Below are 24,736 nucleotides of genomic sequence, written 5' to 3'. Positions count from 1 at the left end.
ATCCCCCACTAACAGGAGTTTACCAATGAAACCATTCGTTTTTGCCGCGGCCCTTGCCGCCCTGCCGATGATCGCACAGGCCGATGACGTCATCCGCCACAAGACCCCCGGCTCGGACTTCCCGATCGCCCGTGCGGTCGAAATCCCCGCTGGCAAGACCACCGTCTATGTCAGCGGCATGGTGCCTTCGGTCGCGGATGAGGCCGCCGACAAGAAGACCCCGGCAGCCTGGGGCGATACCAAGACCCAGACGCTGAGTGTGTTGGGCAATATCGACACCGCGCTGAAGGATATCGGCCTGACCATGGGTGACGTGGTCAAGATGCAGGTGTTTCTGGTGGCCCCCGAAGGTCAGCCCGCCGATTTCGCGGGCTTCATGGAGGGCTATACCCAGTATTTCGGGACCGAGGCCCAGCCGAACCTGCCCGCCCGCTCGGCGATGATCGTCGAGAAGCTGGTCAATCCGAACTGGCTGGTCGAGATCGAGGTCACGGCGGTCCGCCCGTAAATCCCACCACCGGGGGGCCACGGGTCGTCCTGTGGTCCCTCATCCGTGGCGGTGGGGGCGAATGCCCATGGCCACCGATCGAAGCGCGGACCGGATCACCGGTCTAAAGGCGCTTCGCAATCATTCCGACACCGCCCTTTTGGGCAGTCATCGTCCGCATTCCGGGTCGGCGCCTTCTGACGCGGCCCGGTCGTTCTGCCGGTTCAGGCCGACAGGAACTTTTCGGCGGCCTGACGACCGGCCAGCGCGGCGATGCGCGGAACGTCGTAGCGGCTCAGACCCAGATCGGCCAGTTCGCGGTTGGTGGTCATGCCCAGTTCTTCCAGCGTGCGACGCTCAACCCGGCGGCCAGCGAAATAGGCGCGGACGCGAAGAAGAAGGCCGTGGTTGGTGTTGTTGGCGGCGGTGGTGGTCCGGCTGCGGGCCGGGCCCGAGAGTGCTGCTGCGTGCATTGTCTTGCTCCTTATGTTTGCGCTACCAATCTAGACGCCGCAGCGCAGCATTTGCAGACCCGTTTCTGTCATTGCAGCTATGTCGTCACGTGATGGCAGAACCGGAAAGGGTTATGCCCCAACGCGTTAACCGTTGCCTTTCGTGCCCTGCCCCTGCGCGACCGAGGTTTGATCGACGGTCACGACCACCGACAGGCCGGGCTCCAGCAACTCGGACAGCTCCTGCCCCGGATCGATGTCGATGCGCACCGGCAGGCGCTGCGCGACCTTGGTGAAGTTCCCGGTCGCGTTCGACGCCGACAGCAGGCTGAACTCGGACGCCGTAGCAGGCGAGAAGGAGGCGACCGTCCCGGTAAAGGCCCGCCCCTGCAGCGCGTCCACCGTAAAGCGCGCCTGATCGCCGACCTGCATGCCGTGCAGCTGCGTTTCCTTGAAGTTCGCGATCACCCAGACCTGCGGCGAAACCAGACTGACCAGCGAGGTGCCAGCAGACACATATTGCCCCAGCCGCACGCCGACCTGACCCAGCCGCCCATCGGCAGGGGCACGGATCTGGGTATTGGCCAGATCGATCCCGGCCAGTTCGACTGCAGCCTGCGCCGAGGCGATGTCGGCATTGCTGGCATTGATACCGACCCGCGCGCCGTTCAGATCCTCACGCGCCACGTCGATGGCGCTGCTGGCCTGAATCATCGCCGCCTCGGCCCGGCGCAGGGCCAACTGGCTTTCATCGGCCGAGCTTTGCGGGGTGATGCCGCGTTCATGCAGCTTGCTCGTGCGGGTCCAGTCCTGCTGGGCGGTGTCGCGCACGGCCTCGGCGGCGCGCAGCGCAGCTTCGGCCGATTGCAGTCGGGCCTCGGCGGAATTGACACCCTGTTCCTTGATCTTCAGCGCGGCCTCGGCCCCTTGCAACGCGGTCTGGGCTTGCGCCAGCTTCTGGCGATATTGGCGGTCGTCGATCCGGGCAATGACCTGCCCCTTGGTCACGGTCTGAAAGTCCTGCACCTCGACCTCGGCGACATAGCCCGAAAGCTGCGGCGCAAGCGTCGTGACCTGCCCGCGGATATAGGCGTTTTCCGTGCGCGGACTGGCCGGGGCAAAGGGCGGCAGATGCCATGCGAACAGCATGATCAGGATGCCTGCCAGCCCGGCAAGCAGGGCGATGACGGTCGGGATGATCTGGGACTTGGTCATTTGAGGGGCTCGGGAACATGAGGGGAGGTCAGGGGCCAGCGCGCCGCCAGCCAGTCGCGGAACAGGTGCAGGAGCAGCGCGAAAAGCGCCCCCGCCGCGACAAGGAATGTCAGGAAATAGGCATCGTTATAGGCCATGACATAGGCCTGCGCCGAGGCGTCCTGCGCGATGGCCGCCATCGCCTGCGCGCGGGCCAGCGCGGTGTCGGGAAATTGCCGGATCAGGGTGGCAGCACGGCTGGCAATATCCTGCATCAGCAGGGGATCGGTGGTGGCCAGATCCTCGCGCAGAACCTGCAGATGCAGGGCCTGCCGATGGTTGATGAAGCTGGAAAACAGCCCCGACCCCGCGGCACCGCCGATGCTTTGCGTCGACAGGAACACGATGACGAAGGACAGGATGTAGTTCGGCCCCCGCGCCATCGCGGCCATTAGCCCGCGCATCATGGCCGGGGCCATGAACAGCGACCCGGCAAAGGCGATCAGGGCCTGACTGGCCATCATTTGCGCCGGGCGGGTATCAAGGGTCGAATTGCTGTCCATCCATGCCCCCGCCGCGATCATCACCAGCGCGACCACGTGAAAGCGCGCGACGCGTCCCGGCTTCATGAAGGGGACCAGCGCCAGCCCGCCCAATATGGTCGCGGCCGAGATCACCGCAAACAGCGGCACAAGCTGGCCCTGCGTCACCCCCAATTGCTGGAACATCCGCGGTGCGCCGGCGCTTTGCTCGGACAGGATCAGTCGGAACAACAGCAGCGTGATGGTCAGATGCAGCATGGCGGGACTGACCAGCCAGCGGATATCGACCAGCGGCGCGGCGCGGTTCAGTTCGATCGCGACCGCCAGGGTCAGACAGGCAATCGACAGCGCCATCAGCCAACCCAGCCACGGAACCTCGGTCCACCAATGGATCGGGCCCATGACGAAACCCACGATCAGCCCGCCGAACCCGACCGAGATCAGCACCCAGCTGACCAGATCCAGTGGCGCGATGACCTTGATCTTGGGCGGCGATTGCAGCGGCAGGGCATAGACCAGCCCCAGCGACACCGCCGCCATCCCCAGCCCCATCACATGCAGCCCCTGCCAGCCCGCATCGCCCATCAACGCGGGAGAGATCACCCGCGCCAGATGCGAGCCGACGGCAATCACGCTCAGCGACAGCGGCAGGCCAAGGCGCAGCTTCCATGCAGGCGGCAGCGGCTCCAGCATGTAAAGAAAGGCCAGCGTCGACAGCGGGGCCGAGGCCATGCCTGCAAAGAACTGCCCGGTGATCGCCGAGCGCAGGTCAAAGATCGAAAACGACATCAGCGCCACCGCCAGATAGATCACGATGGCGATTTCCGCGAAACGGCGCAGGCCGTATTGGGTGCGCAGCTTGATCAGCAGCAACGGCATGGTCGCGCGCGGGATCAGATAGGCCGCCATCAGCCAGCTGGCCTGCGTGGTGGTCGCCCCCAGATCGCCAGCGATCTGCGGGATATTCGTGCTGATGAAACCCTGCGCAAGACCCTGGGTCAAAGCGATGACCGTAGACGCGCCGATATAGGCCAATGCCCGTGGCAGGGGCATCAGCGGCGCGGGTGCAGGTGTGGCGGGCGCGTCGCTCATTCCCGGCGCAGCTTTTCGGCGTTCACCGTCATCCGGCCCAGAACGCGGCGCGCGGCGGCAAGGTCCTCGGGCGCGATGCCCTCGACCAGTGCGGCCTCGACCTCGTCACGGAAACGCAGCAGCGGCTCGATCCGGGTGGTGTCGGTCAGAAAGATCGCGTGCTTGCGGGCGTCGCCCTCAAGCGGGCGGCGCTCGGCCAGACCCTGCCCTTCAAGGGCGTCCAGCAGGCGTTTCAGGGTCGGCGTCTCGATCTCGAGAGCCGTGGCGAGTTCGGACTGACTGGCACCCGGATTGCGGCCGATGGTGGTCAGCAGCCGGGCGCGGGCAAAGGTCAGGTCCAGCTTCTTGACGCGCAGGTCGAAGCCCGCGCGGATCGAGCGGGTCAGCGTGACGAGTTCGTCGAACAGGGTAAGGGGACGGTCGGCCATATCAATTATGTTAGCTTGCTAATGATCTTGGTTAGCAAGCTAACAATACCGCGCGAATAATCAAGGCCCCGCGCGCCGGGCCTGATGAAATATCGCGAGGGGTGGCAGAGTTTGGCCGGTTTAGCCGCTGGTCGCCCGCCAAAGCGTCAGGGTGACGCGGAAACCGGGGGTCAGGTTTTCAAGCGTCAGGTCGCCATCGGCAGCATGGACGATGTCCATGGTCAACGACAGGCCAACCCCGGTGCCGCCCGTATCCAGATAGCTGCCGCGCCGCGTCACCTGATCCAGTTGCTCGGGCGGGACGCCCGGCCCGTCATCCTCGACGATCAGCTTCACCCGGCGGCCCTGCGGCACGGCGCGGATGATGACCTTGGCACGGGCATGACGCAGGGCGTTTTCGGCAACGCTGCCAATGGCCTCGGTCAGGTCATAGGGGTCGATCCGCACCCGTAATTCGGGGGGAATCTCGGTGTCGATGGCAATATCCTCACCCCGCGCGGTCCGCTTCAGGACGGCGACGATCTTGGCGACGACCTCGGCAGGATCGGCCTGTCCCTCGGCCCCGATGCGGGCCCGGCCCAACTCGCGGTCGACGCTGGAGCGCACGGCATCGGCGATCTGGTCGATGGAATCGGCGGCTTCAAGCTGGCCCGACTGGCGCAAACGGCTGGTTTCGCCGCGCAGCGCCTGCAGCGGAGTTTTTAGCGTATGGGCCAGATCGGCGGCGCGGTGGCGGGCGCGCTCGATCCTTTGGTCGCGGTCATCCATCAATTCGTCGATGGCGGCCGCCAGCGGGCGGACCTCCAGCGGCAGGTCCTGACCCAGCCGTGCCAACTGCCCGTCCTGCAACGCGCTGACCTTGCGATGAACATGGGCAAAGGCCCGCATCCCGATCGCGACCTGCACCACCGAGGCCAGGGTCAGCAGCACTCCAAGGACCAGCAGCGCCGGGACCAGATCCCGCGCGAACAGCTTCTGCGCCTCGTCCAGCTGGGCGCGGCTGACTGCAACCGCGATCCGCACCGGATGCGCGTCTGCGCCGACAAGGATCGAGCGGTCAAGGATCAGCAGGCGCTGGCTATCCGGCCCCTCGCCGCCATAAAGCGCGACCTTGCCGCCAGCCGGCGCGGCAGCGGCCAGTGGCAGCACCGTGTCCCACAGCGATTGCGAACGATAGCTGCGCCCGTCCATCTCGATCTGCCAATACAGGCCGGAATAGGGCTGCAGATAGCGCAGATCGCCGCCGATCTGATCATGAGGTGCGGCGGCGGGCTGGTCACCCTCGAACCCGGCGACAAGGGCCAGACTTTTCGCGTCCAGCTCCTGATAGGTCAGGCGAGTCACTTGCCGGTTGAACATCACGCTTAGCGCAAGGCCCGCCAGCAGCAGTGCCAACGCGATGGCAAGGATCGCGCCGATGCTCAGCCGCAGGCGGATCGAGCCGCGCGAAGCGTTCAAGGCGACTGCTCCAGAAAATAGCCAAAGCCGCGCCGCGTCCCGATCACCCCCGGCCCGGTCTTGCGCCTGAGCCGGGCAATCACAGCCTCGATGGCGTTCACGTCGCGGGAATCGTCATCGCCATAGATTTGCTCCAGCAATTCGACCGGCGGCACCACCCGCTCGGCATTCATCACCAGACAGGAGATCAGCCGGAATTCCAGCTGGGTCAGGTTGAGCATGCGCCCGTCGATCGAGACCGTCTGCCGGTTGGTGTCCAGCGCCAGCCGCCCGACCTGCTGGACCGGATTGACCCGCCCCGAGGCGCGCCGGACCAGCGCGCGGGCCCGCGCCACCAGTTCCTCCATACGGAAAGGCTTGGGCAGGTAGTCGTCGGCACCGGCATCGATGCCCTCGACGCGCTCGTTCCAGCTGCCGCGCGCGGTCAGCACCAGCACCGGAATATCGACGCCCTCGGACCGCCAGCGCTTCAGCACGGTCAGCCCGTCGATCCGCGGCAGGCCCAGATCCAGCACGATCAGCGCGTAATCCTCGGTCCCGCCCATGAACCACGCGGATTCGCCGTCCGCCGCATGTTCGGCGCGAAAGCCCGCCTGCTCCAGCGCCTGCGCGATATCGGCGGCGATGCGGGCGTCATCTTCGACTATCAGGCAGCGCATGGGTCAGTCGTCATCCTCATCCTCGACCTCAAGGATCTTGCCGCTTGCCGCGTCGATTTCCACCTCGAAAAGGCGTCCGTCGGGGCTGAGGATGTCGAATTCATAGGTCAGAATGCCCTCCTCCAGCTCCAGCTGGATCTCGACGATCTGGCCGTCGAACTCGGCGCGCAGGATCTTGAGGATCTGGTCAAGGGGCAGGATCTCGCCGCGCAGGACGGCACCGCGGGCGAATCCGGCATCCAGCCCGTCCTCGGGTTCAAGCTGCGGCAGGGCCTGCTGAGCCATGGGGGCGACGGCGGGCGCCAGAAGGGCAAGGGCGGCGCAGAAAAGGATTGAGACGGGGCGGGTTGTCATCGCGCGACCCTAGCCCATGTCCGCTGACAATTCCCTGACAGACGCGGTCAGGCCGGTGTCAGTGGACTTGTGCAAGACCGGCAAAAACAATCCTCGGAGCCGCAACATGATCCGCATCACCCTTCTGTCCGCGCTTGCCGCCGTGCCGCTTGCGGCGAATGCCGCCCCGATCCGCCCGCTTTCGGTCAGCGTCACCGATTTTGAAAGGCGTGGCTATATCGTGCGCAGCGCCGAGGATGACGGACGCACCCATGAGATCGAGGCCATCGCCCCTGACGGGCGCCGGATCGAGGCCGTGATCGAGGCTGCCACCGGCGAGGTCCTGACCGAGCGGCCCGATGACTGACCCAATGGTGCCGCAGCTAAGATCTGCCGCCTTAGGTCTGAGCATCGATGATGGCGTCAATCTGCTGCAGGGGCATCAGGCCGGCTTTGGCTTGACGTGACGGACAGAAAGTGAAAAGCCGACATAAATTGTCAGCCGTCGGTCCGTGATGAAAACTGCATCCTTCTCAACTCTTTCCGCCTTTGGCCTGCTGCTGGCGACGGCGATGCCCTTCAGCGCATGGGCACAGGATGCGGGCGCGCAATTCCCGATCAAGATCGAACATGCCTTCGGCACCACCACGATCGACAAGAAGCCCGAACGAGTGGCGACCGTAGCCTGGGCCAATCACGAAGTGCCGCTGGCGCTTGGTGTCGTTCCCGTGGGCTTTGCCGCTGCCACCTTTGGCGATGATGATGGCGACGGGCTGCTGCCTTGGGTCAGTGAAAAGCTGAAAGAGTTGGGTGCCAAGACCCCGGCCCTGTTCGACGAAGGCGACGGCATCGATTTCGAAGCGGTCGCGGCATCGGACCCGGATGTGATCCTCGCGGCCTATTCCGGCCTCAGCCAATCCGACTATGACACCCTCAGCCAGATTGCCCCGGTCGTGGCCTATCCGGAATCGCCCTGGGCGACCGACTGGCGCGAGATGATCTGCCTGAACAGCGCCGGGCTGGGCATGCAGGCCGAAGGCGACGCACTGATCACCCGGATCGAGGCGCAGATCGCCGACGCCGCCGCCAAGCACCCCGAGATCCGGGACAAGAAGGCGATGTTCATCACCCATCTTGATCCGACCGATCTCAGCCTTGTGCGCTTCTATACCGCCAATGACACGCGGGTTAAATTTTTCGAGGATCTTGGCCTCAAGTCCCCGAAAAGCGTGATGGAAGCGACGAAGCCCGGCCAATTCTCGGGTGAGGTCAGCGCCGAGCAGATCGACCAGTTCAACGATGTCGACATCTTTGTCACCTATGGCACGCCGGAACTGCTGGCGCCGCTGAAGACCGACCCGCTGGCCTCCAAGATGACCGCGATCGCCAATGATGCGGTGGTCATGCTGGGCGGCAATCCCGTCGCCACGGCGGCCAACCCGACGCCGCTGTCGATTTCCTGGGTGCTGGACGACTATGTCGCCATGCTGGCCGAGGCGGCGCGCAAAGCGCAATGACGGAACGGACGGTAGATAATGGCGCGCGGTCCGGATCGGGCCGCGTCCGGCTTTTCCGGGGCGCGGGTCTGGCGATCTTGGCGTTGATCGTTCTGGGGTTGTGCTTCCTGTCGGTCGCCATCGGCACACGCTCGGTCGCATGGGCCGATATCTGGGCCGGGCTTCAGGGCCAGACCGAGACCATCGGGCAGGCCGCCGTCGCCGTGCGCATCCCGCGCACGATCATGGCCGCCTTGGTCGGGGCGGCGCTGGGGTTGGCGGGGGCGATCATGCAGGGCGTGACGCGCAATCCGCTGGCCGATCCGGGCATCCTTGGCGTCAACATGGGTGCCTCGTTGGCCGTGGCGATCGGGCTTGCATGGTTCGGGATGGACATGGCGCAGCTATATGTCTGGACCGCGATCTTTGGCGCGGGGGTGACGGCGGCATTCGTCTATGTCATCGGCTCGCTGGGCCGGGGCGGCGCAACGCCGCTGAAACTGGCGCTGGCCGGGGCGGCGACCTCGGTTGCGTTTTCCTGCTTCACCATCGCCGTCATCCTGCCCCGCAATGATATCGCCGGGGGCTTCCGGTCGTGGCAGATCGGCGGCGTCGGCGGCGCGACATTCGACGGCATCCGGCTGGTCCTGCCGTTCCTGCTGGTCGGTTTCGCGGTCTCGCTGCTGTCGGCGCGCAAGCTGAACTCGCTGGCACTTGGCGATGATCTGGCCGCCGGATTGGGCGAAAACGTCGCCGTCGCGCGGGGCATGGCGGCATTCGGGGCGATCCTGCTTTGCGGCGCGGCCACGGCGGCCTGTGGTCCGATCGGCTTTGTCGGGCTGATGGTGCCGCATCTGTGCCGCCTGCTGGTCGGGGTCGATCACCGCTGGCTGCTGCCTTTCTCGGCGCTGACCGGAGCTGGGCTGCTGATACTTGCCGACGTGCTGGGCCGCATCATCGCCCGGCCAAGCGAGCTGGCCGTGGGCATCGTCACCGCCTTTGTCGGCGCACCCTTCTTTATCTGGATCGTCCGTCGCCAGCGGGTGCGCGAGCTATGACATCTGAAACCCTTTCCCTGACCGTCACTGCCAACCGCCATGCCCGCGCCCGCCGCTCGCGACGCGTGGTAGCCGCGCTGGCGCTGGTGCTGCTGGCGGGTTTTGCCCTGACGCTGATGCTGGGCCAAAGCTTCACCCCACCCGGCGACGTCCTGCGCGTCCTGATGGGCGGGGACGTGCCGGGGGCCAGCTTCACCGTCGGCCAGTTGCGCCTGCCGCGTGCGGTCATGGCGGTGCTGGTCGGGCTGTGCTTCGGCATGGGGGGCGTCGCCTTTCAGATCATGCTGCGCAATCCGCTGGCCAGCCCCGACATCATCGGCGTCAGTTCCGGGGCCAGCGCGGCGGCGGTCTTTGCCATTGTCGTGCTGTCGCTGGACGGGCCTGCGGTGGCGGGCTTTTCGGTGGTAGCCGGGCTGGCCATCGCGCTGTTGGTCTTTGGCCTGTCCTTCAGGAACGGCGTCGCCGGAACCCGGCTGATCCTTGTCGGCATCGGCGTCGCCGCGATGATCGACAGTTTCATCGCCTATCTGCTGTCCCGCGCGCCCTCATGGGACCTGCAAGAGGCGATGCGCTGGATCACCGGCAGCGTCAACGGCGCCAAGCTGGATCAGGCTGTGCCAGTGCTGGCGGCTCTGCTGCTGTTCGGCGGCATCCTGCTGTCCCGCGCCCGCGATCTTGAGGCCCTGCGCATGGGCGACGACACCGCCGCAGCGCTTGGCGTCAGGGTGGGCGCGACTCGGATCATCGTCATGCTGTCCGCCGTCGGAATGATCGCCATCGCCACCGCCGCCGCCGGACCCGTGATGTTCGTGGCCTTCCTGTCCGGACCCATCGCCTCGCGTATTGTCGGGCCGAATGGCTCGATCCTGATCCCCTCGGCGCTGGTGGGGGCGGTGCTGGTGCTGGCGGGCGATTACATCGGGCAATTCGCTTTGCCCAGCCGCTACCCGGTCGGCGTCGTCACCGGGGCGCTTGGTGCCCCCTACCTGATCTATCTGATCGTGCGCGTGAACCGCGCCGGAGGTTCGCTATGACCGCCCAGCACAGCCTGATCGCCGAGGATCTTGCCGCAGGATATGGCGAAAGCCTGATCCTTGACGGGCTGGATCTGCAGGTTCCTTCCGGCCAGATCACCGCCATTGTCGGCGCGAATGGCTGCGGCAAGTCCACGCTGCTGCGCACCATGTCGCGCCTGCTGCAACCCAGCCGGGGCCGCGTGCTGCTGGACGGGAAATCCGTCCATCACCGCCCGACACGCGAATTGGCGCGCACCTTGGGACTGCTGCCGCAATCGCCCATCGCGCCCGAAGGCATCACCGTCGCCGATCTGGTCAGCCGGGGCCGCCACCCCCATCACGGACTGATGACCCGCTGGAGCCGCCATGACGATCAGGCGGTGGCCAACGCCCTTGAGGTCACCAAGACTGCCGATCTGGCCGAGCGCGCCGTGGACGAGTTGTCCGGCGGCCAGCGTCAACGCGTCTGGATCGCCATGGCCCTTGCGCAGGAAACCGAACTGCTGCTGCTGGACGAACCGACGACCTTCCTTGATGTCTGCCATCAGGTCGAGGTGCTGGACCTGCTGACCGACCTGAACCACTCGCGCGGCATCACCATCGTCATGGTCCTGCATGACCTGAACCTTGCCGCGCGCTATGCCGATTGCCTTGTCGCCATGGCCAAGGGCCGCCTGCACGCCCATGGTCGCCCTGAGGAGGTGCTGACCGAGGAAAACGTGCTGGGCGTATTCGGCCTGCACAGTCGGGTCATCCCCGATCCGGTTTCTGGAAAGCCGCTGATTTTGCCGATCGGCCGCCACCGGTTGAAGAGCGCGAACTGAACTCTCGGGTTTTGGATGACGCCAGTTGCAGTTCGGCAACAATCCGACAAGATACATTAAAATAGTCAGACTATTTCCCGCGCGTTTCTTGATCCCGCGCCGGCACAGGGATAACGCCCCTGTGACAATTCATACTATAACACTAAGGTAAAGGGACAAGTATGGCCGAGAACCAACTCGCCGGCCTCGCGCGGATGTCGCGCGGCTGCCTGACCACGCTTCTTCTGGGATGCACCGCGCTTGTGGCAATTCCGGCATATGCACAGGATGCAACCGAGGCGACCCCCTACCGCCTGAACCCCGTCACGATCCAGGCACGCGGCAATGCCGATGACGATCAGAACACCATCGTCGCGCGTGAGATCTCGGTCGGTGGCAAGGTCGCGACCAGCATTCTGGACACGCCGGCCTCGGTCTCGGTGATCACCGCCAAGGAAATCGAAGTCCGCAATGCCGAGACGGTCGAGGAAGTCCTGCAATACTCGCCGGGCATCGTCACCGACTTTTACGGCAGCGATGACCGCAACGACTATTTCCTGGTCCGCGGCTTCCAGGCGACGACCTTCCGCGACGGGCTGACGCTGGGTTCGATGCGCGGCGTGCGCGAAGAGCCCTTCGCCTATGAGCGTGTCGAGGTCCTGCGCGGCGCGAACTCAACCCTGTTCGGCGTCTCTGATCCGGGCGGCTCGGTCAACTTCGTGACCAAGACCCCGAAATTTGAGCGCATCGCCGAAGCCTATCTGTCCTATGGTTCGTTCAACCATGCCGAGGTCGGGGTCGATTACGGCGACGTGCTGAATGCCGACCAGACCCTCGCCTATCGCTTCACCGCCAAGGTGCAGAACAGCGATCTGGAATACGACCATTCGCGCGACGACGAGACCTTCCTGATGGGCGGCCTGACCTGGCAGCCGACGGACGCGACCTCGCTGAGCGTCGTTGTCGATTATCTGGACCGCGATGGCACCCCGAACAGCGGCGGTTACCCGAAAGATCGGGAATATGACCGCAGCGACTTCTTTGGTGAGTCGGATTTCAACTACCACGATGTCGAGCGCACCAGCCTTACCGCGCTGCTGTCGCATGATTTCGGCGACGGCCTCAGCCTGCAGGCCAACATGCGCTACAGCGATCTGACCGATAATTACGGCTATCTGTATCTCAACGACTATGTTGGTCGTGCCGGAACCGTGGTGCCGCGCGATGCCCTGAGCTCGGACAGTTCCGCCAAAGAGCTGATCGGCAACGCAATCCTGAAATACGACACGAGCTTCGACCGTTGGGACAGCAGCACGCTGGCCGGGATCGAGTTCCGCGACGCCTCGACCGAGAACGTGTCGAACTATGGCTCGGCCAGCCCGATCGATATCGCCAATCCGGTTTACAGCGGCGCGCCGAGCGCAGTTGATCCCTATCAGACGCGGAACACCGACTATTCGACGCAATCGGTGTTCCTGCAGCAGAACCTTGCCTTTGACGATCGCTTCATCGCGACCATCGGCGTTCGCCACGACTGGCTGGACATCGAAACCAGCGGTGCCGACAAAGACTGGAGCACCGGGGCCATGGTCCCCTATGCGGACAGCGATGATTTCTCGGAAACCTCGTGGCGCGGCGCTCTGACCTACAAGGTCACGCCCGAGATCTCGACCTATTTCAGCTATGTTGAATCGGTTGCCCCGCCGTCCATCGGCGTCGAACCCGAGCGCGGCGAGCAGTACGAAATTGGCGTGAAATATGAGCCCGCCGGGACCAACGCGCTGCTGTCGGCCTCGATCTATGACCTGACCAAGAACAACGTCACGGTCGCGGTCGTTCGCGATGACGGTGTGATCGAACAACAGCTGGTCGGCAAATCCCGCGTCCGTGGTCTTGATCTGGAAGCCAAGGCCGAGCTGAACGACAGCATCGACGTGCTTGCCTCCTATTCCTATCTGGAATCGGAAGTCGTGCGCTCGGGCCCGATCTATGGGGTCGATGTCGAAGGAAACGAATTCGCCTCGACGCCGAACCATCTGGCCTCGATCTGGGTGAACTACACCGTGCCCGGAACCGAAACCCGTGGCGACATGACCTTTGGTCTGGGCGCGCGTTACACTGGCTCGTATTACTTCAACCTCGCCAATGACAGCGGCAAGAGCGAAGCGACGACCCTGCTGGACTTCGCCTTTACCTATCAGGTGCAGGAAGCCACCGATCTCGCGTTGAATGTCAGCAACCTGCTGGACGAACAGCATGTGGTCGGTTCAGGTACCGCCAACTACTACAACCCCGGCCGCACCATCTCGGCCACGCTGCGTCACCGCTTCTAAGCGCTGCATCTCCCATCCGCCGACTGCGGGTGGGAGACCCTTGACCGGGGTCTGACCACCCCAAGCTGCGGTGCGGCATCCAAATGCTGCCTTTCCGCGCAAAGATCTCCAAAATTTACACCCTTTTGCGCAATCATGTTGCCCCGCCCGTTCCGCGACGATAAGGAGCGCCCACTTGGAAGGGGCGGCAAGGGAGGGAGCACTCATGCTGGACATGACCGATATCCGCAGCGAGTTGCGGGCGCATTACGATCTTGAGCCGTCGCTGGAACTGGCACAGGAAATGTCCGATATCCATGCGCGCATGGGACGGGTGATGCCGATCGTCGACTGGGCCATCCACGCCCCCTATGTCCGCGCCATCAATGCGCTGAAGAAGCAACGCAATGCCGTCGTGCTGGCGCATAACTACATGACGCCGCAGATTTATCACGGCATCGCCGATGTCGTCGGCGACAGCCTGCATCTGGCGATCAAGGCGACCGAGGTCGAGGCCGAGGTGATCGTGCAATGCGGCGTGCATTTCATGGCCGAGACCTCGAAGATCCTGAACCCCGCCAAGACCGTGCTGATGCCCGACATGGATGCGGGCTGCTCGCTGGCCGAAAGCATCACCGCCGAGGGCATCGCCCAGATGCGCGCCATGTATCCCGGCGCGCCGGTGGTCAGCTATGTCAACACCACCGCCGAAGTGAAGGCGGCATCTGACATTTGCTGCACCTCGGCCAATGCGGCCCAGATCGTCGCGGCGATGGACAGCGACACCGTCATCATGACCCCCGACAAATGGCTGGCGCAGAACGTCGCCAATCAGGTGCCGCAAAAGCGCGTGGTCTGGTGGGACGGCGCCTGCATCGTTCATGAGCAATTCACCGCCAAGGATCTGCGCGATTTCCGCGACTGGAATCCCGGGCTGAAGATCATCGCCCATCCCGAATGCCCGCCCGAAGTCGTGGCCGAGGCCGATTACGCGGGCTCGACCGCGAATATTCAGGGCTGGGTCGAAACCGAGCGCCCGAAACAGGTGATGCTGGTCACCGAATGCTCGATGGCCTCGAACATCTCGGATGCGAACCCGGATGTCGAGTTCCTCGGGCCCTGCAACATGTGCCCCTATATGCAGAAGATCACGCTGGAAAAGGTCCTGTGGTCGCTGCATTCCATGACTGGCGTGGTCGAGGTCGACCCAAGCGTCGCCGAACCCGCGCGACTGGCGGTGCAGCGGATGATCGACCTGTCGCGGCGGCTGGCGGGATGAAGGCGCTTGCCACCGGGCGCGTCGTCATCCTTGGGGCCGGGCTGGCGGCGCTGACCGCCGCCTTGCGGCTGGCGCCAAGACCGGTGCTGCTGATTTCGCCCGAGCCGTTGGGTCAGGGCGCAAGCTCGGCCTGGGCGCAGGGCGGCGTTGCCGCTGCCATGGACCCCAGCGACAGCCCCGAGGCCCATGCCGAGGACACCTTGCGCGCCGGGGCCGGGCTGGTCGATGCGGCGGTCGCGCATCTGGTCACCGCTGCTGCGCGCGACGAGATCATCGACCTGACCGATTTGGGGGCGCCCTTCGACCGCACCGCGACAGGCGGCTATGTCCTGTCGCGCGAGGCGGCGCATGGCGCGGCGCGCGTGGTTCGGGTCAAGGGCGATCAGGCCGGGGCCGAAATCACCCGCACCCTTGTCACAGCCGTCCGCGAATGCGCATCGGTGCAGGTGCTGGAAGGCGTGTTGGCGACCGGTATGCACATGACCGGGGATCGGGTCAGCGGCGTGCGGCTGGCCCTGACCAGCGGCTCTGAAGAAATCCTGTTGACCGCGCCCGCGGTGCTGCTGGCGGCGGGTGGCTCGGGCGGGCTTTACGCGGTCACGACCAATCCTCCGCGCATCTCGGGTCAGGCCATCGGCATGGCAGCACGGGCGGGGGCGGTGATCTCGGACCCGGAATTCGTGCAGTTCCACCCGACCGCGATGGATGTCGGCATCGATCCCGCGCCGCTGGCCACCGAGGCGCTGCGCGGTGAAGGCGCGCATCTGCTGAACCGTCTGGGTGAGCGGTTCATGCTGGCCGAGCATCCCGATGCCGAGCTTGCGCCCCGCGACGTGGTGGCCCGCGCCGTCTATCGGCAATCTCAGGCCGGGTTGCGACCGGCGCTGGACACCCGCGCCTGCCTTGGCCCCCGGATCGTGACGGATTTCCCGGCTGTTGCGGGGGCGTGCGCGCAAGCGGGGATCGACCCCGCATGCGCGCAGATCCCGGTGGCCGCCGCCGCGCATTATCACATGGGTGGGGTGGAAACCGATGCGGATGGCCGGACCAGCCTGAAAGGCCTTTGGGCCTGTGGCGAGGCAGCCTCGACCGGGCTGCATGGCGCGAACCGCCTGGCCTCGAACGGGCTGCTTGAGGCGCTGGTCTTTGCCGGGCGCTGCGCGGGTTCGATCGCCGCAGAAATCCCGATGGGCGACACGGCCCCGGTGTCACTGCCCGAATTGGCCCCCGCCGCCCCGCCCGATCCGGCGCTGGTCCTGCGCTTGCGGCAGGCGATGACCGCAGGAGCAGGTGTCGTCCGCGATGCAACGGGCCTGACGCGATGCCTGCACGAGATTGCCGCGATCGAGGTCTCGCAGCCCGATTGCGCGCCACTGCTGAACATGACCGCGACCGCCACCCTGATCGCCGCCGCAGCATTGGAGCGGCGCGAAAGCCGCGGCGCGCATTGCCGCAGCGACTATCCGCAAACCGAAGGGCAGACCGGCACGCGCAGTCGCCTGACGCTGGATCAAGCCCTTGCCTTGCGACCCTGCCTTGAGGAAACGCCATGAATGCCCAACCGAATTTCCCTGACCTGATCCTCGAGCCGCTGGTCCGCGCCGCGCTGTCCGAGGATCTGGGCAGCTATGGCGACCTGACCACCCGCACCGTCATTCCCGCCGGGACCCGCTATGGCGCCTGCATCGTCGCGCGCGAGGCTGGCATCGCCTCGGGGATGCAACTGGCGGCGATTGCGTTCCGCCTTGTCGATCCGGCGCTGGCCTTCCGCCTGCATGTTCCCGATGGCACCCCCTTCAAGGCGGGCGCGGTTCTGGCGGAAATCTCAGGCGATGCGGCATCCATCCTGACCGGAGAGCGGGTGGCGCTGAACTTCGCCGGCAGGCTTTGCGCGATTGCCACCATGACGGCCGGGTTCGTTGCCGAGACGCAGGGCACGCGCACCCGCATCACCTGCACCCGCAAGACCACGCCGGGCCTGCGCATTGTCGAAAAACAGGCGGTACTGCATGGCGGCGGTTTCAACCACCGTTTCAGCCTGTCCGATGCGATCCTGATCAAGGACAACCATATCGCAGCGGCAGGTGGCATCCGCCCGGTGCTGCAGGCGGTCAAGGCGCGGGCCTCGCATATGGTTCGGGTCGAGATCGAGGTCGACCGGCTGGACCAGCTGGCCGAGGTGCTGGACGAAGGCGGTGCCGATGTCGTGCTGCTGGACAATATGGATACGCCGACCCTTCGCGAAGCGGTGGCGATGACCGACGGGCGGCTGGTGCTGGAAGCCTCGGGGAACATGCGGCTGGAACGCATTGCCGAGGTGGCAGCGACCGGGGTGGATTACATCTCGGTGGGGGCGCTGACCCATTCGGCGGGAACGCTGGATCTGGGTCTGGACTTCTGAAGCGGCGGGCCTTGCGGCCCGCCTTTTTCGTTACTCGGCCGGGTCCATCCCCGCCTGATCGCCCCGCTCCAGCGCCGAATTCCGCGAGGAATAGGTCACATAAAGCAGCGCGGCCAGAACAGCCCAGACCGCCGTCAGCTTGAAGACAATCGAGGACAAGCTGGAGATCAGGTAAAGACAGCTGACGATGCTGAGGATCGGCAGCAAGGGGAACAGCGGCACCGTGAAACCGCGAGGCGCGTCCGGGCGACGATAGCGCAGAATGATCACCCCGGCCGAAACCACCGTAAAGGCGATCAGCGTGCCCATGCTGGTCAGATCCCACAGCACGGCCGAGGGCATGAAGGCGGCAATGGCCGCCACGGCGGTCGCCACGATGACGGTATTCGCGGCGGGTGCCTTGGTCCTTGGGTTCACGCGGCTGAAGATCTTGGGCAGCATCCCGTCGCGCGACATCGCGAACAGCACCCGCGTCTGGCCGTAAAGCACCACCAGCGTGACGGAAAACACCGAGATCACCGCCCCCGCCGACAGGATCACCGACGGAATGGCCGAGCCAGTGACGTTCTGCAGGATCACGGCCAGACCGGCCTCTTGCCCCTCGAACATGAATTGCGGCTGTGCGCCAAGCGCGAACAAGGCCACCAGCAGATAGAATGTCAGCACGATCACCAGCGCCATGAGGATGGCACGCGGCAGGTTGCGACGCGGGTTTTCGACCTCTTCGCCCGCCGTCGACACCGCATCCAGCCCGACAAAGGTGAAGAAGATCGACCCCGCCGCCGCACTGATCCCGGCAAAGCCATGCGGGGCAAAAGGCGTCAGGTTCTGGCCGTCATAGGCGGTCATTGCAAGGGCGATGAACAGCGCCAGCACGCCCAGCTTGACGATGACCATGATCGCATTGGCGCGGGCAGATTCCTTGGAGCCTCGCATCAGCAGGATGCAGCACAAGAACACCAGCACCGCCGCCGGCAGGTTGATCAGCCCGTCGCCGCCGAAATGCAGCGAGTAGCCCTCGGCGACCAAGGGGGCGTGCAACAGCGCCCGCGGCAGTTCCAGCCCGGTGGTGATCAGCAGCAGATTGTGCAGATACTCGCTCCAGCCGACAGCGACTGCGGCAGCAGAAACGCCGTATTCCATCACCAGACAGGCCGCGACCAGAAAGGCCAGCCCCTCGCCCAAGGTGGCATAGGCATAGGAATAGCTGGAGCCCGCGACCGGGATCATCGAGCTCATCTCGGCATAGCACAGCGCGGTCAACGCGGCGGCAAATCCGGCGATCAGGAAGGACACCAGCACCGCCGGTCCGGCAACGGGCACCTGTTCGGCCAGAACGAAAAAGATGCCGGTGCCGATGGTCGCACCGACACCGAACATGGTCAGTTGAAACAATGAGATATTGCGCCTGAGGCCGTCACCCTCACGCGACCGGGATTCGGCCAGGAATTGCTCGATGGGCTTTCGGCGCAATAGGCGCTGCCCAAGGCTGGGCTCTGTGTTCATTCGTCCTCCCTTGAATTTCGTTCCCCGCTCTTGCGGGGCAATGTTCAGTCGGGCCGATCCGGCATGGGCCGGTTCAGCAGGTATTCCGCGGTCTCGGGGACAAAGCCGGTTATGGCCAGCCCTTTCGCAAATGCTGTGGTCAGGCCGTCGCGCAGGCTCAAACGAGCCTGCAGCGCGGCCTGCGCGTCGTCGCGCATCATCGCATCGATGTCCTTGGGGATGGCGATGCGTTGGGCGGTGGGGTCGGGATCGGGGCGATGACCTGCGGCGCGGGTGGTGACCGGGGTGCTGTTCAGATCCCAGTCCAGCAGCAAGCGGTCCGAGGGCAGGCCGGCGTTGATGCCCTCCATCGCGCCGTAATAGTCGTTCAGGTAGGTCGCGGACGTCGCCCCCAACGCGCCGATATTCAGCCCGGCATTGACCGCGCGCAGCGGATCAAAGGTCCAGCGCACGCGGGTGATACCGCGTACCAGACACCAGTCGCGCTGGAACCATTTCAGCCGCAGGCCCAGCTTTAGCCCGCGCGCCTGCGGCAGCACCGCCAGGCGGTGCGAATGCTGCACCCCCGGCGTGGCGCTGGGAAAGGCGAACAGGAAGGCCAGCATCTGCGGCCCCTCAAAGGCGCCGGCGACCAGCCCGCCCTCATGCTGGATCGCCAGCATCAGGTCGGCATTGTCGGCCGGATCATCCGCGCCCCAGACCGCGCGTTGCAGGTCCTCCGAGGCGCGCAGTTCGGCCAATGAGGCCAGTTCGCGTAAGGTCACACTCACCGGAAGTCCTCGCGCGCGCCGGTGACCTGATCGAGGAAGCTGCGATCCAGCGTCACCCCCAAGCCCGGCCCATGCCGCGGCACCGCCATCAGGCCGTTATCGGACTCAAGCTGCTGCTCGGTGATATCCCTTGCAAAATAACGGCTTGCGGATGATGTATCACCCGGTTTCGAGAAATTCGGCAGGCTGGCCAGATGGATATTCTGCGCCCGGCCAATGCCCGATTCCAGCATGCCGCCGCACCAGACCGGCACGTCGAAGGCCGCGCACAGGTCATGGATGGCGCGGGCCTCGGCAAAGCCGCCGACCCGGCCGACCTTGATGTTGATGACCCGTGCGGCCTCGGCCACCAGCGCCTTGCGCGCATCCGTGGCCGAGCGGATGCTCTCATCCAGACAGATCGCCGTGGTCAGCCGCGCCTGCACCTTGGCATGATCGTGGATGTCGTCGAAAGCCAGCGGCTGCTCGATATAATCCAGCCCGAAACGGTCCATCTGCGCCAGCAGCGGCAGGTCCGGCAGGCGGTAATCGGTATTGGCATCGACGGTCAGCTTGATGTCGGGGAAACGCCCGCGCACCGCCTCCAGCAGTTTCAGGTCGTGGCCGCGCTTGATCTTCAGCTTGACCCGGCGATAGCCCGAGGCAACGGCGGTCTCGACCCGTTCCAGCGTGGTCGGGATATCGGCAATGCCAAGGCTGACGCCAACCTCGACCGCATCGCGCACCCCGCCCAGCAGCGCCGAAAGCGGCTGGTTCAGCGCCTTGGCCCACAGGTCCCAGAAGGCCATCTCGACCATGGCCTTGGCCATGCGATGACCGCGCCACGGGGCAAGCTCGGCCGCAATCTCGGCGGGGTTCGAGAAGCACCGCCCGATCAGCCCCGGCAGCACCGCCTGCCGCAGGAAGTCCAGCGCGCCGCCTTGAGTTTCCTCAAGATAGTCGGGCAGCACGTCCATGACGCCCTCGGCGTAGCCCTCCAGCCCCTCGCCGCGCAGCGTCAGCAGCGGGAACACCTTCTCGGTCATCGTCCCGGTCGAGATCACGAAAGGCGTCAGCAAAGGCAGCCGCACAAGCCGCAATTCCGCCGAGTCAATGCGAAGGCCAAGGGGGGAAGTCGTCATATTGTTCTCCGCTGGGGGAAATGCGGCGCGAAGGGGCTCGATGCCCCGCCGCGCCGCGGCCTTGTCAGGCGGATTGCGCGCGCAGGATCATCCCGAACAGATCGCGCGGATCATCCGGGTCGGCGATCATGTCCAGATCGACGAACAGGCCCGATTCCTTCAGGCGCGAATGAACGTAGCGCAAAGCCGAGAAGTCCTCGATCGCAAAGCCCACGCTGTCGAACAGCGTGATCTGGCGTTCGTCCTTGCGGCCTTCAGCGGCGCCGGTGATGACCTCCCACAGCTCGGTGACGGGATGGTCGGCGTCCAGCTGCTGGATTTCGCCCTCGATCCGGGTCTGCGGCGGGTATTCGACGAAGATCCCCGAGCGCAACAGGATGTCGCGATGCAGTTCGGTCTTGCCGGGGCAGTCGCCGCCGACCGCGTTGATATGGACGCCGCTGCCGATCATGTTGTCGGTCAGGATCGTCGCATATTGCTTGTCGGCGGTGCAGGTGGTGACGATCTGCGCGCCCAGCATCGCCTCTTCCGAGGTTTTGCAGGACACGACATTCAGGCCCAGCCCCTGCAGGTTGCGGGCGCATTTCGCGGTCGCCGCCGGGTCGATGTCGTAAAGACGGACCTCGGTGATGCCGCAGACGGCCTTGAAGGCCAGCGCCTGGAACTCGGCCTGCGCGCCATTGCCGATCATCGCCATGGTGGTCGAGCCCTTGGGCGCCAGCCATTTCGCGGCCATCGCGCTGGTCGCGGCGGTGCGCAAAGCCGTCAGAATCGTCATCTCCGACAACATCAGCGGATAGCCCGTCGCCACATCGGCAAGCAGGCCGAAGGCGGTCACGGTCTGCAGCCCGCGCTTGGTGTTCGACGGGTGGCCGTTCACATATTTGAAGCCATAGGTCTCACCGTCCGAGGTCGGCATCAGCTCGATCACCCCGATATCGGAATGGCTGGCGACGCGCGGCGTCTTGTCGAACAGCGGCCAGCGGGCAAAGTCGGCCTCGATCTCGGCGGCCAGCTCGGTCAGCATCTTTTCGATGCCGACATGCAGGACCAGCCGCATCATGTTCTCGACGCTGACGAAGGGGACGTAGGCGGTTTGGGAAGGTTTCAGCATGATGCCTCAGAGAAAGCTGCGGGTGGGGAGGTCGAACACCTTCTTGCCGAAAAGCGAGCCGGCAAGATCGACCATCAGGCGCGCGGTACGGCCGCGCTCATCCATGAACGGGTTCAGCTCGACCAGATCGAGCGAGGTCATCAACCCGGATTCATGCAGCAATTCACAAACCAGATGCGCCTCGCGGAAGGTAGCGCCGCCGGGAACGGTCGTACCCACGGCAGGCGCGATCGAGGGGTCAAGGAAATCCACGTCAAGGCTGACATGCAGCATACCATTCGCGGCGCGCACGCGGTCAAGGAATTCGCGCAGCGGCGCGACAATGCCACGTTCGTCCAGAACCCGCATGTCGTTGACGGTGATCTTGGTCTCGCGTAGCGCCGCATGTTCCGCAGCATCGACCGAGCGGATGCCGAACATGCAGATATTCTCGGCCGGGATCGGGGCCGGGAATGCCGGGAAGGCGTCGAAGCCCTCGCGACCGGCGATATAGGCGACCGGCGTGCCATGCAGGTTGCCCGACACGGTGGTCAGCGGCGTGTGGTAATCGCTATGCGCATCCAGCCACAGCAGGAACAGCGGCCGTCCGGCCTGCGCGGCATGCTGCGCCGCACCCGCGACCGAACCCAGCGCAAGGCTGTGATCGCCACCCATGACCACCGGCATCGTGCCACCATCCAGCGCGTCGGCGACGCGGGCGCGCAGCGCGCGGGTCCAGCCCAGCGTCTCGGGCAATTGGTCCACGGCGGGGTTCGGGCATTCGGCCTGCGGCAGTTCGCCGGGTGCGACATCGCCCAGATCGGTTACCTCATGGCCCAGCTCGGCCAATTCGCGTTCGATCCCGGCGACGCGATACGCGATCGGTCCCATCAGGCAGCCGCGGCGGCGTTGCCCGGAATCCACCGGCGCTCCGATCAGTGAAATTCTGTTCATTCCAGTCTCCTTCGTGGAAGGATTTCCCGCCGCTTCGTGGTGACTTCAATGAGAATTTCGACTAATTTGGTAAGTCGACTGACCAAACTGGAAAGCATAACTGCCGAAATGGACGAACTGGACCACGGAATGATCGCCGAGCTGCGCCGCGACGGACGCGCCTCGATCTCGGAACTGGCCGAGCGGCTGAAGGTCAGCCGCGCCACCATCCGCACGCGGCTGGAGCGGTTGAAATCGACCGGAGAGATCGCGGGATTCATGGTGTTGACCCGATCGGACGTGTCCGTCGCGCCGGTCCGCGGGCTGATGATGATCGGGATCGAAGGGCGCGGCGGCGACCGCATCACCGCGCGGCTGACTGGGATGCCCGCGGTGATGGCCGTGCATTCGACCAATGGCAAATGGGACATGATTGTCGATCTGGCGACGGATTCGCTGGCCGATCTGGACGAGGTCATTCGCCGCATCCGCAACATGGATGGCGTGATGACATCCGAGACGAACCTGATCCTGTCGACCCGACGCGCCAGCGGCTCTCGTTGAACGCCAAGTGGCGAGACCTTGCAACACAGCCGCAAGGTCCTGAAAACGCTTATCCTGCATCAGCACACGCCCGGATATGATCGTCCCCATCGTGGCCGTCCCGCGCTGATGGATCTCGCAGCGCTGATGGATTGCTGAGGCTTTAGCGCCGAGGATCGGCCGATCCATACTTCGCTGCCGCGAATTTGACCTTCCCGTCAGAGGCAACAATTATTTTCCTGACCATATCCTATGCCTAGAAACTTATAGCGCAGGGTTCCTGGGGCGGCCGGGAATGGCCGTTTCCGACACTCCGGAAAGCGGAAAATATTGAGAAACACATCATATCATATTATTTTTAATAATAAAATTAACTCATCCTCGCTTGTTGAGAGGCCGTGGGTAAAGCAGCCTCACAGCTCCAATCCGACCTGTCCATGACAACCAGACTTGAAAGACGACCGCGCACATCCCATCTTACCTGAGCAACGTTTTTTCCCTTTGCATCCTGTCTCCTTTCGGGGCTGCAGTCTGCGGTTTGATCTGACTGTGCCTGATCGCCGCATGTTGCGGGCGATATCCACTAAAGGAGACATCACGATGGCCAATGGCACCGTGAAATGGTTCAACACCACCAAAGGCTTCGGCTTTATCGCACCCGCAACTGGCGGCAAGGACGTGTTCGTCCATATCTCGGCCCTTGAGGCCGCGGGTATCCGCCAACTGAATGACGGTCAGACCGTGACCTTCGATATTGAGACCAACCGCGACGGCCGTGAGTCCGTGCGCAACCTCGCCATCGCCTGATCCTGCTGCTTGGTCCGGCCGATCATGGCCGGACCAAATTTCGGAGGCCCGCATGGCACCCAAGGATAAGTACAATAAGATTTTCAGTCCGCAGGCGCCGCAAACCGCGCTGGACCGGACAACGACCGAAGCACGTCTGATCATTGCCGATCACAACCAGCGCCGTGACGAGCTGACCGCAAGCCTCAAGGAAGCGCGTCTGGCCAAGGAAGCGGCCGAGCTTGCACAAGGCAAGCCAGCACCCACAAAGCGCAAGAAATAATGTAACTTGCGGCCACGGGCCATCACCAAAGTCATAGGGGCGTCGGTGAACCGGGGCCCCTATTTTTTATCGCCCGTCGCTGGCGCGCGTGGCGGCACGGCATCGCGGAATTCGTCAAAGCCTTTCCAGGCAGGTTCAATCGGGGGCACGCCCGGACGCGGCGCATAGATCGAGGGGCCGTCCTGACCCGGAATATAGCGCGGGCAGTTCGGAAAGATCGCCTGCGCCTCGACACGGATCAGCAATTGCGCACCGATGAAGTCACCGATCAGCGGATCGTCGCGGTTGATCCGGGCGGTGCCGTTGACCCGCAGGCGGCGCGGCGCTTCCCCCATCGCGATGAACAACATCCCCACCGCCGGATTGACCGCGATATTGCCAAGGCTTTTGAACATGCCGTTGCCGTCGTAATCGGGAAATGCCAGCTCGGACGGACCGACCACCCGGACAAAGCCCGGCATCCCGCCCTTGAACGAACAATCCGGCCTTCCTTGCGCATCTGCGGTGGCCAGAAAGAAGAACCCGACGCCCTCGATGAAGGCGCGGTCGCTGTCGGTGAAGGCCGCGCGCAGGGTCACGCCCTCAAGCCGGTCGGCAATGCGGCGGCTGTCGAACATGTCCTGCAGTTCCCGATTGCCACGATGATAAAGCCGGGTCGTTTCCATCACGCCAGCCTCGCTGCATGACTCTG

General features: G+C 64.6%; 26 protein-coding genes. 13 read left to right on the top strand and 13 right to left on the bottom strand.

What is annotated here, in order from left to right:
* Positions 1-25: 25 nt before the first annotated feature.
* Positions 26-508, top strand: coding sequence for a RidA family protein (locus GL300_RS14360; protein WP_155040338.1), 483 nt, complete (start codon positions 26-28; stop codon positions 506-508).
* A 203-nt stretch (positions 509-711) separates the two neighbouring features.
* Here GL300_RS14360 and GL300_RS14355 read toward each other — a convergent pair whose 3' ends face one another.
* From GL300_RS14355 to GL300_RS14325, 7 genes are all read right to left on the bottom strand, one after another.
* Positions 712-960, bottom strand: coding sequence for a DUF1127 domain-containing protein (locus GL300_RS14355; RefSeq protein ID WP_155040337.1), 249 nt, complete (start codon positions 958-960; stop codon positions 712-714).
* Between the two features lie 126 nt (positions 961-1,086).
* Entirely contained in the window at positions 1,087-2,154 is a 1,068-nt protein-coding gene (locus tag GL300_RS14350) for an HlyD family secretion protein (protein WP_155040336.1), read from the bottom strand.
* Entirely contained in the window at positions 2,151-3,767 is a 1,617-nt protein-coding gene (locus GL300_RS14345) for an MFS transporter (protein ID WP_155040335.1), read from the bottom strand. The genes GL300_RS14350 and GL300_RS14345 overlap by 4 nt, the downstream gene beginning before the upstream one ends.
* On the bottom strand, positions 3,764-4,195 hold the full coding sequence (locus tag GL300_RS14340; protein WP_155040334.1) for a MarR family winged helix-turn-helix transcriptional regulator: 432 nt from the start codon (positions 4,193-4,195) through the stop codon (positions 3,764-3,766). Before GL300_RS14340 ends, GL300_RS14345 begins: the two co-directional genes overlap by 4 nt.
* A 120-nt stretch (positions 4,196-4,315) precedes the next feature.
* Positions 4,316-5,653, bottom strand: coding sequence for a sensor histidine kinase (locus tag GL300_RS14335; protein WP_155040333.1), 1,338 nt, complete (start codon positions 5,651-5,653; stop codon positions 4,316-4,318).
* Positions 5,650-6,312, bottom strand: a complete 663-nt coding sequence (locus tag GL300_RS14330) for a response regulator transcription factor (RefSeq protein WP_155040332.1) — start codon at positions 6,310-6,312, stop codon at positions 5,650-5,652. The genes GL300_RS14335 and GL300_RS14330 overlap by 4 nt, the downstream gene beginning before the upstream one ends.
* Positions 6,313-6,315: 3 nt before the next feature.
* Positions 6,316-6,666 carry a PepSY domain-containing protein gene (locus tag GL300_RS14325; RefSeq protein WP_155040331.1) on the bottom strand — a complete coding sequence of 117 codons (351 nt, stop codon included), beginning with the start codon at positions 6,664-6,666 and terminating at the stop codon, positions 6,316-6,318.
* A gap of 106 nt (positions 6,667-6,772) precedes the next feature.
* On the opposite strand from GL300_RS14325, the gene GL300_RS14320 reads away from it, so the two are divergent.
* From GL300_RS14320 to nadC, 9 genes are all read left to right on the top strand, one after another.
* Positions 6,773-7,012, top strand: a complete 240-nt coding sequence (locus tag GL300_RS14320) for a PepSY domain-containing protein (protein WP_170297672.1) — start codon at positions 6,773-6,775, stop codon at positions 7,010-7,012.
* Between the two features lie 148 nt (positions 7,013-7,160).
* Entirely contained in the window at positions 7,161-8,162 is a 1,002-nt protein-coding gene (locus GL300_RS14315) for an iron-siderophore ABC transporter substrate-binding protein (protein ID WP_155040329.1), read from the top strand.
* Positions 8,159-9,199: a FecCD family ABC transporter permease gene (locus GL300_RS14310; RefSeq protein WP_155040328.1), complete on the top strand. Its 1,041-nt coding sequence runs from the start codon at positions 8,159-8,161 to the stop codon at positions 9,197-9,199. The genes GL300_RS14315 and GL300_RS14310 overlap by 4 nt, the downstream gene beginning before the upstream one ends.
* A complete protein-coding gene (locus GL300_RS14305) occupies positions 9,196-10,233 on the top strand; it encodes a FecCD family ABC transporter permease (RefSeq protein WP_155040327.1) in 1,038 nt (345 codons plus the stop codon). The genes GL300_RS14310 and GL300_RS14305 overlap by 4 nt, the downstream gene beginning before the upstream one ends.
* Positions 10,230-11,039: an ABC transporter ATP-binding protein gene (locus GL300_RS14300; protein WP_155040326.1), complete on the top strand. Its 810-nt coding sequence runs from the start codon at positions 10,230-10,232 to the stop codon at positions 11,037-11,039. Before GL300_RS14305 ends, GL300_RS14300 begins: the two co-directional genes overlap by 4 nt.
* A gap of 161 nt (positions 11,040-11,200) precedes the next feature.
* Positions 11,201-13,351, top strand: a complete 2,151-nt coding sequence (locus GL300_RS14295; RefSeq protein WP_155040325.1) for a TonB-dependent siderophore receptor — start codon at positions 11,201-11,203, stop codon at positions 13,349-13,351.
* Positions 13,352-13,556: 205 nt separating this feature from the next.
* Entirely contained in the window at positions 13,557-14,609 is a 1,053-nt protein-coding gene (gene nadA / locus GL300_RS14290) for a quinolinate synthase NadA (RefSeq protein WP_155040324.1), read from the top strand.
* Positions 14,606-16,162, top strand: coding sequence for an L-aspartate oxidase (locus GL300_RS14285; protein WP_155040323.1), 1,557 nt, complete (start codon positions 14,606-14,608; stop codon positions 16,160-16,162). The genes nadA and GL300_RS14285 overlap by 4 nt, the downstream gene beginning before the upstream one ends.
* A complete protein-coding gene (gene nadC, locus GL300_RS14280) occupies positions 16,159-17,010 on the top strand; it encodes a carboxylating nicotinate-nucleotide diphosphorylase (protein ID WP_155040322.1) in 852 nt (283 codons plus the stop codon). The genes GL300_RS14285 and nadC overlap by 4 nt, the downstream gene beginning before the upstream one ends.
* 30 nt (positions 17,011-17,040) lie before the next feature.
* Here nadC and GL300_RS14275 read toward each other — a convergent pair whose 3' ends face one another.
* The 5 genes from GL300_RS14275 to rocF form a co-directional block, all read right to left on the bottom strand.
* Complete coding sequence (locus tag GL300_RS14275) at positions 17,041-18,516, bottom strand: amino acid permease (RefSeq protein WP_155040321.1); 1,476 nt, start codon at positions 18,514-18,516, stop codon at positions 17,041-17,043.
* 44 nt (positions 18,517-18,560) lie between these two features.
* Entirely contained in the window at positions 18,561-19,286 is a 726-nt protein-coding gene (locus tag GL300_RS14270; RefSeq protein ID WP_343043053.1) for a GNAT family N-acetyltransferase, read from the bottom strand.
* Entirely contained in the window at positions 19,283-20,407 is a 1,125-nt protein-coding gene (menC, locus tag GL300_RS14265; protein WP_155040320.1) for an o-succinylbenzoate synthase, read from the bottom strand. Before menC ends, GL300_RS14270 begins: the two co-directional genes overlap by 4 nt.
* Before the next feature lie 64 nt (positions 20,408-20,471).
* Positions 20,472-21,521, bottom strand: a complete 1,050-nt coding sequence (locus GL300_RS14260; RefSeq protein ID WP_155040319.1) for an ornithine cyclodeaminase — start codon at positions 21,519-21,521, stop codon at positions 20,472-20,474.
* Between the two features lie 6 nt (positions 21,522-21,527).
* Positions 21,528-22,454, bottom strand: a complete 927-nt coding sequence (gene rocF / locus GL300_RS14255) for an arginase (RefSeq protein WP_155040318.1) — start codon at positions 22,452-22,454, stop codon at positions 21,528-21,530.
* A gap of 108 nt (positions 22,455-22,562) precedes the next feature.
* Between rocF and GL300_RS14250 the strand changes: the two genes are divergently transcribed.
* From GL300_RS14250 to GL300_RS14240, 3 genes are all read left to right on the top strand, one after another.
* A complete protein-coding gene (locus GL300_RS14250) occupies positions 22,563-22,997 on the top strand; it encodes an Lrp/AsnC family transcriptional regulator (RefSeq protein ID WP_155040317.1) in 435 nt (144 codons plus the stop codon).
* 579 nt (positions 22,998-23,576) lie between these two features.
* Positions 23,577-23,783: a cold-shock protein gene (locus GL300_RS14245; protein WP_155040316.1), complete on the top strand. Its 207-nt coding sequence runs from the start codon at positions 23,577-23,579 to the stop codon at positions 23,781-23,783.
* Positions 23,784-23,835: 52 nt separating this feature from the next.
* Positions 23,836-24,045: a hypothetical protein gene (locus GL300_RS14240; protein WP_155040315.1), complete on the top strand. Its 210-nt coding sequence runs from the start codon at positions 23,836-23,838 to the stop codon at positions 24,043-24,045.
* A 59-nt stretch (positions 24,046-24,104) separates the two neighbouring features.
* Here the strand turns inward: GL300_RS14240 and GL300_RS14235 are convergent, their stop codons facing one another.
* Positions 24,105-24,710: a pyridoxamine 5'-phosphate oxidase family protein gene (locus GL300_RS14235; protein ID WP_155040314.1), complete on the bottom strand. Its 606-nt coding sequence runs from the start codon at positions 24,708-24,710 to the stop codon at positions 24,105-24,107.
* Positions 24,711-24,736: the final 26 nt, after the last annotated feature.

The organism is Paracoccus litorisediminis, assembly GCF_009711205.1.
GTDB classification, from domain to species: domain Bacteria; phylum Pseudomonadota; class Alphaproteobacteria; order Rhodobacterales; family Rhodobacteraceae; genus Paracoccus; species Paracoccus litorisediminis.
The sequence above is the reverse complement of the archived record's forward strand: the minus strand, read 5'-3'. Positions and strand labels throughout refer to the sequence as shown.

Excerpts from the sequence above, each read along its gene's own strand:
- GL300_RS14355 (WP_155040337.1), bottom strand. The coding sequence starts at position 960 with ATGCACGCAGCAGCACTCTCGGGCCCGGCCCGCAGCCGGACCACCACC.
- GL300_RS14315 (WP_155040329.1), top strand. The coding sequence starts at position 7,161 with ATGAAAACTGCATCCTTCTCAACTCTTTCCGCCTTTGGCCTGCTGCTG.
- GL300_RS14245 (WP_155040316.1), top strand. The coding sequence starts at position 23,577 with ATGGCCAATGGCACCGTGAAATGGTTCAACACCACCAAAGGCTTCGGC.
- GL300_RS14250 (WP_155040317.1), top strand. The coding sequence starts at position 22,563 with ATGGACGAACTGGACCACGGAATGATCGCCGAGCTGCGCCGCGACGGA.
- nadA (WP_155040324.1), top strand. The coding sequence starts at position 13,557 with ATGCTGGACATGACCGATATCCGCAGCGAGTTGCGGGCGCATTACGAT.
- GL300_RS14325 (WP_155040331.1), bottom strand. The coding sequence starts at position 6,666 with ATGACAACCCGCCCCGTCTCAATCCTTTTCTGCGCCGCCCTTGCCCTT.
- nadC (WP_155040322.1), top strand. The coding sequence starts at position 16,159 with ATGAATGCCCAACCGAATTTCCCTGACCTGATCCTCGAGCCGCTGGTC.
- menC (WP_155040320.1), bottom strand. The coding sequence starts at position 20,407 with ATGACGACTTCCCCCCTTGGCCTTCGCATTGACTCGGCGGAATTGCGG.
- GL300_RS14285 (WP_155040323.1), top strand. The coding sequence starts at position 14,606 with ATGAAGGCGCTTGCCACCGGGCGCGTCGTCATCCTTGGGGCCGGGCTG.
- GL300_RS14240 (WP_155040315.1), top strand. The coding sequence starts at position 23,836 with ATGGCACCCAAGGATAAGTACAATAAGATTTTCAGTCCGCAGGCGCCG.
- GL300_RS14340 (WP_155040334.1), bottom strand. The coding sequence starts at position 4,195 with ATGGCCGACCGTCCCCTTACCCTGTTCGACGAACTCGTCACGCTGACC.
- GL300_RS14345 (WP_155040335.1), bottom strand. The coding sequence starts at position 3,767 with ATGAGCGACGCGCCCGCCACACCTGCACCCGCGCCGCTGATGCCCCTG.
- GL300_RS14350 (WP_155040336.1), bottom strand. The coding sequence starts at position 2,154 with ATGACCAAGTCCCAGATCATCCCGACCGTCATCGCCCTGCTTGCCGGG.
- GL300_RS14330 (WP_155040332.1), bottom strand. The coding sequence starts at position 6,312 with ATGCGCTGCCTGATAGTCGAAGATGACGCCCGCATCGCCGCCGATATC.
- GL300_RS14235 (WP_155040314.1), bottom strand. The coding sequence starts at position 24,710 with ATGGAAACGACCCGGCTTTATCATCGTGGCAATCGGGAACTGCAGGAC.
- GL300_RS14360 (WP_155040338.1), top strand. The coding sequence starts at position 26 with ATGAAACCATTCGTTTTTGCCGCGGCCCTTGCCGCCCTGCCGATGATC.
- GL300_RS14300 (WP_155040326.1), top strand. The coding sequence starts at position 10,230 with ATGACCGCCCAGCACAGCCTGATCGCCGAGGATCTTGCCGCAGGATAT.
- GL300_RS14295 (WP_155040325.1), top strand. The coding sequence starts at position 11,201 with ATGGCCGAGAACCAACTCGCCGGCCTCGCGCGGATGTCGCGCGGCTGC.
- GL300_RS14310 (WP_155040328.1), top strand. The coding sequence starts at position 8,159 with ATGACGGAACGGACGGTAGATAATGGCGCGCGGTCCGGATCGGGCCGC.
- GL300_RS14305 (WP_155040327.1), top strand. The coding sequence starts at position 9,196 with ATGACATCTGAAACCCTTTCCCTGACCGTCACTGCCAACCGCCATGCC.
- GL300_RS14275 (WP_155040321.1), bottom strand. The coding sequence starts at position 18,516 with ATGAACACAGAGCCCAGCCTTGGGCAGCGCCTATTGCGCCGAAAGCCC.
- rocF (WP_155040318.1), bottom strand. The coding sequence starts at position 22,454 with ATGAACAGAATTTCACTGATCGGAGCGCCGGTGGATTCCGGGCAACGC.
- GL300_RS14260 (WP_155040319.1), bottom strand. The coding sequence starts at position 21,521 with ATGCTGAAACCTTCCCAAACCGCCTACGTCCCCTTCGTCAGCGTCGAG.
- GL300_RS14320 (WP_170297672.1), top strand. The coding sequence starts at position 6,773 with ATGATCCGCATCACCCTTCTGTCCGCGCTTGCCGCCGTGCCGCTTGCG.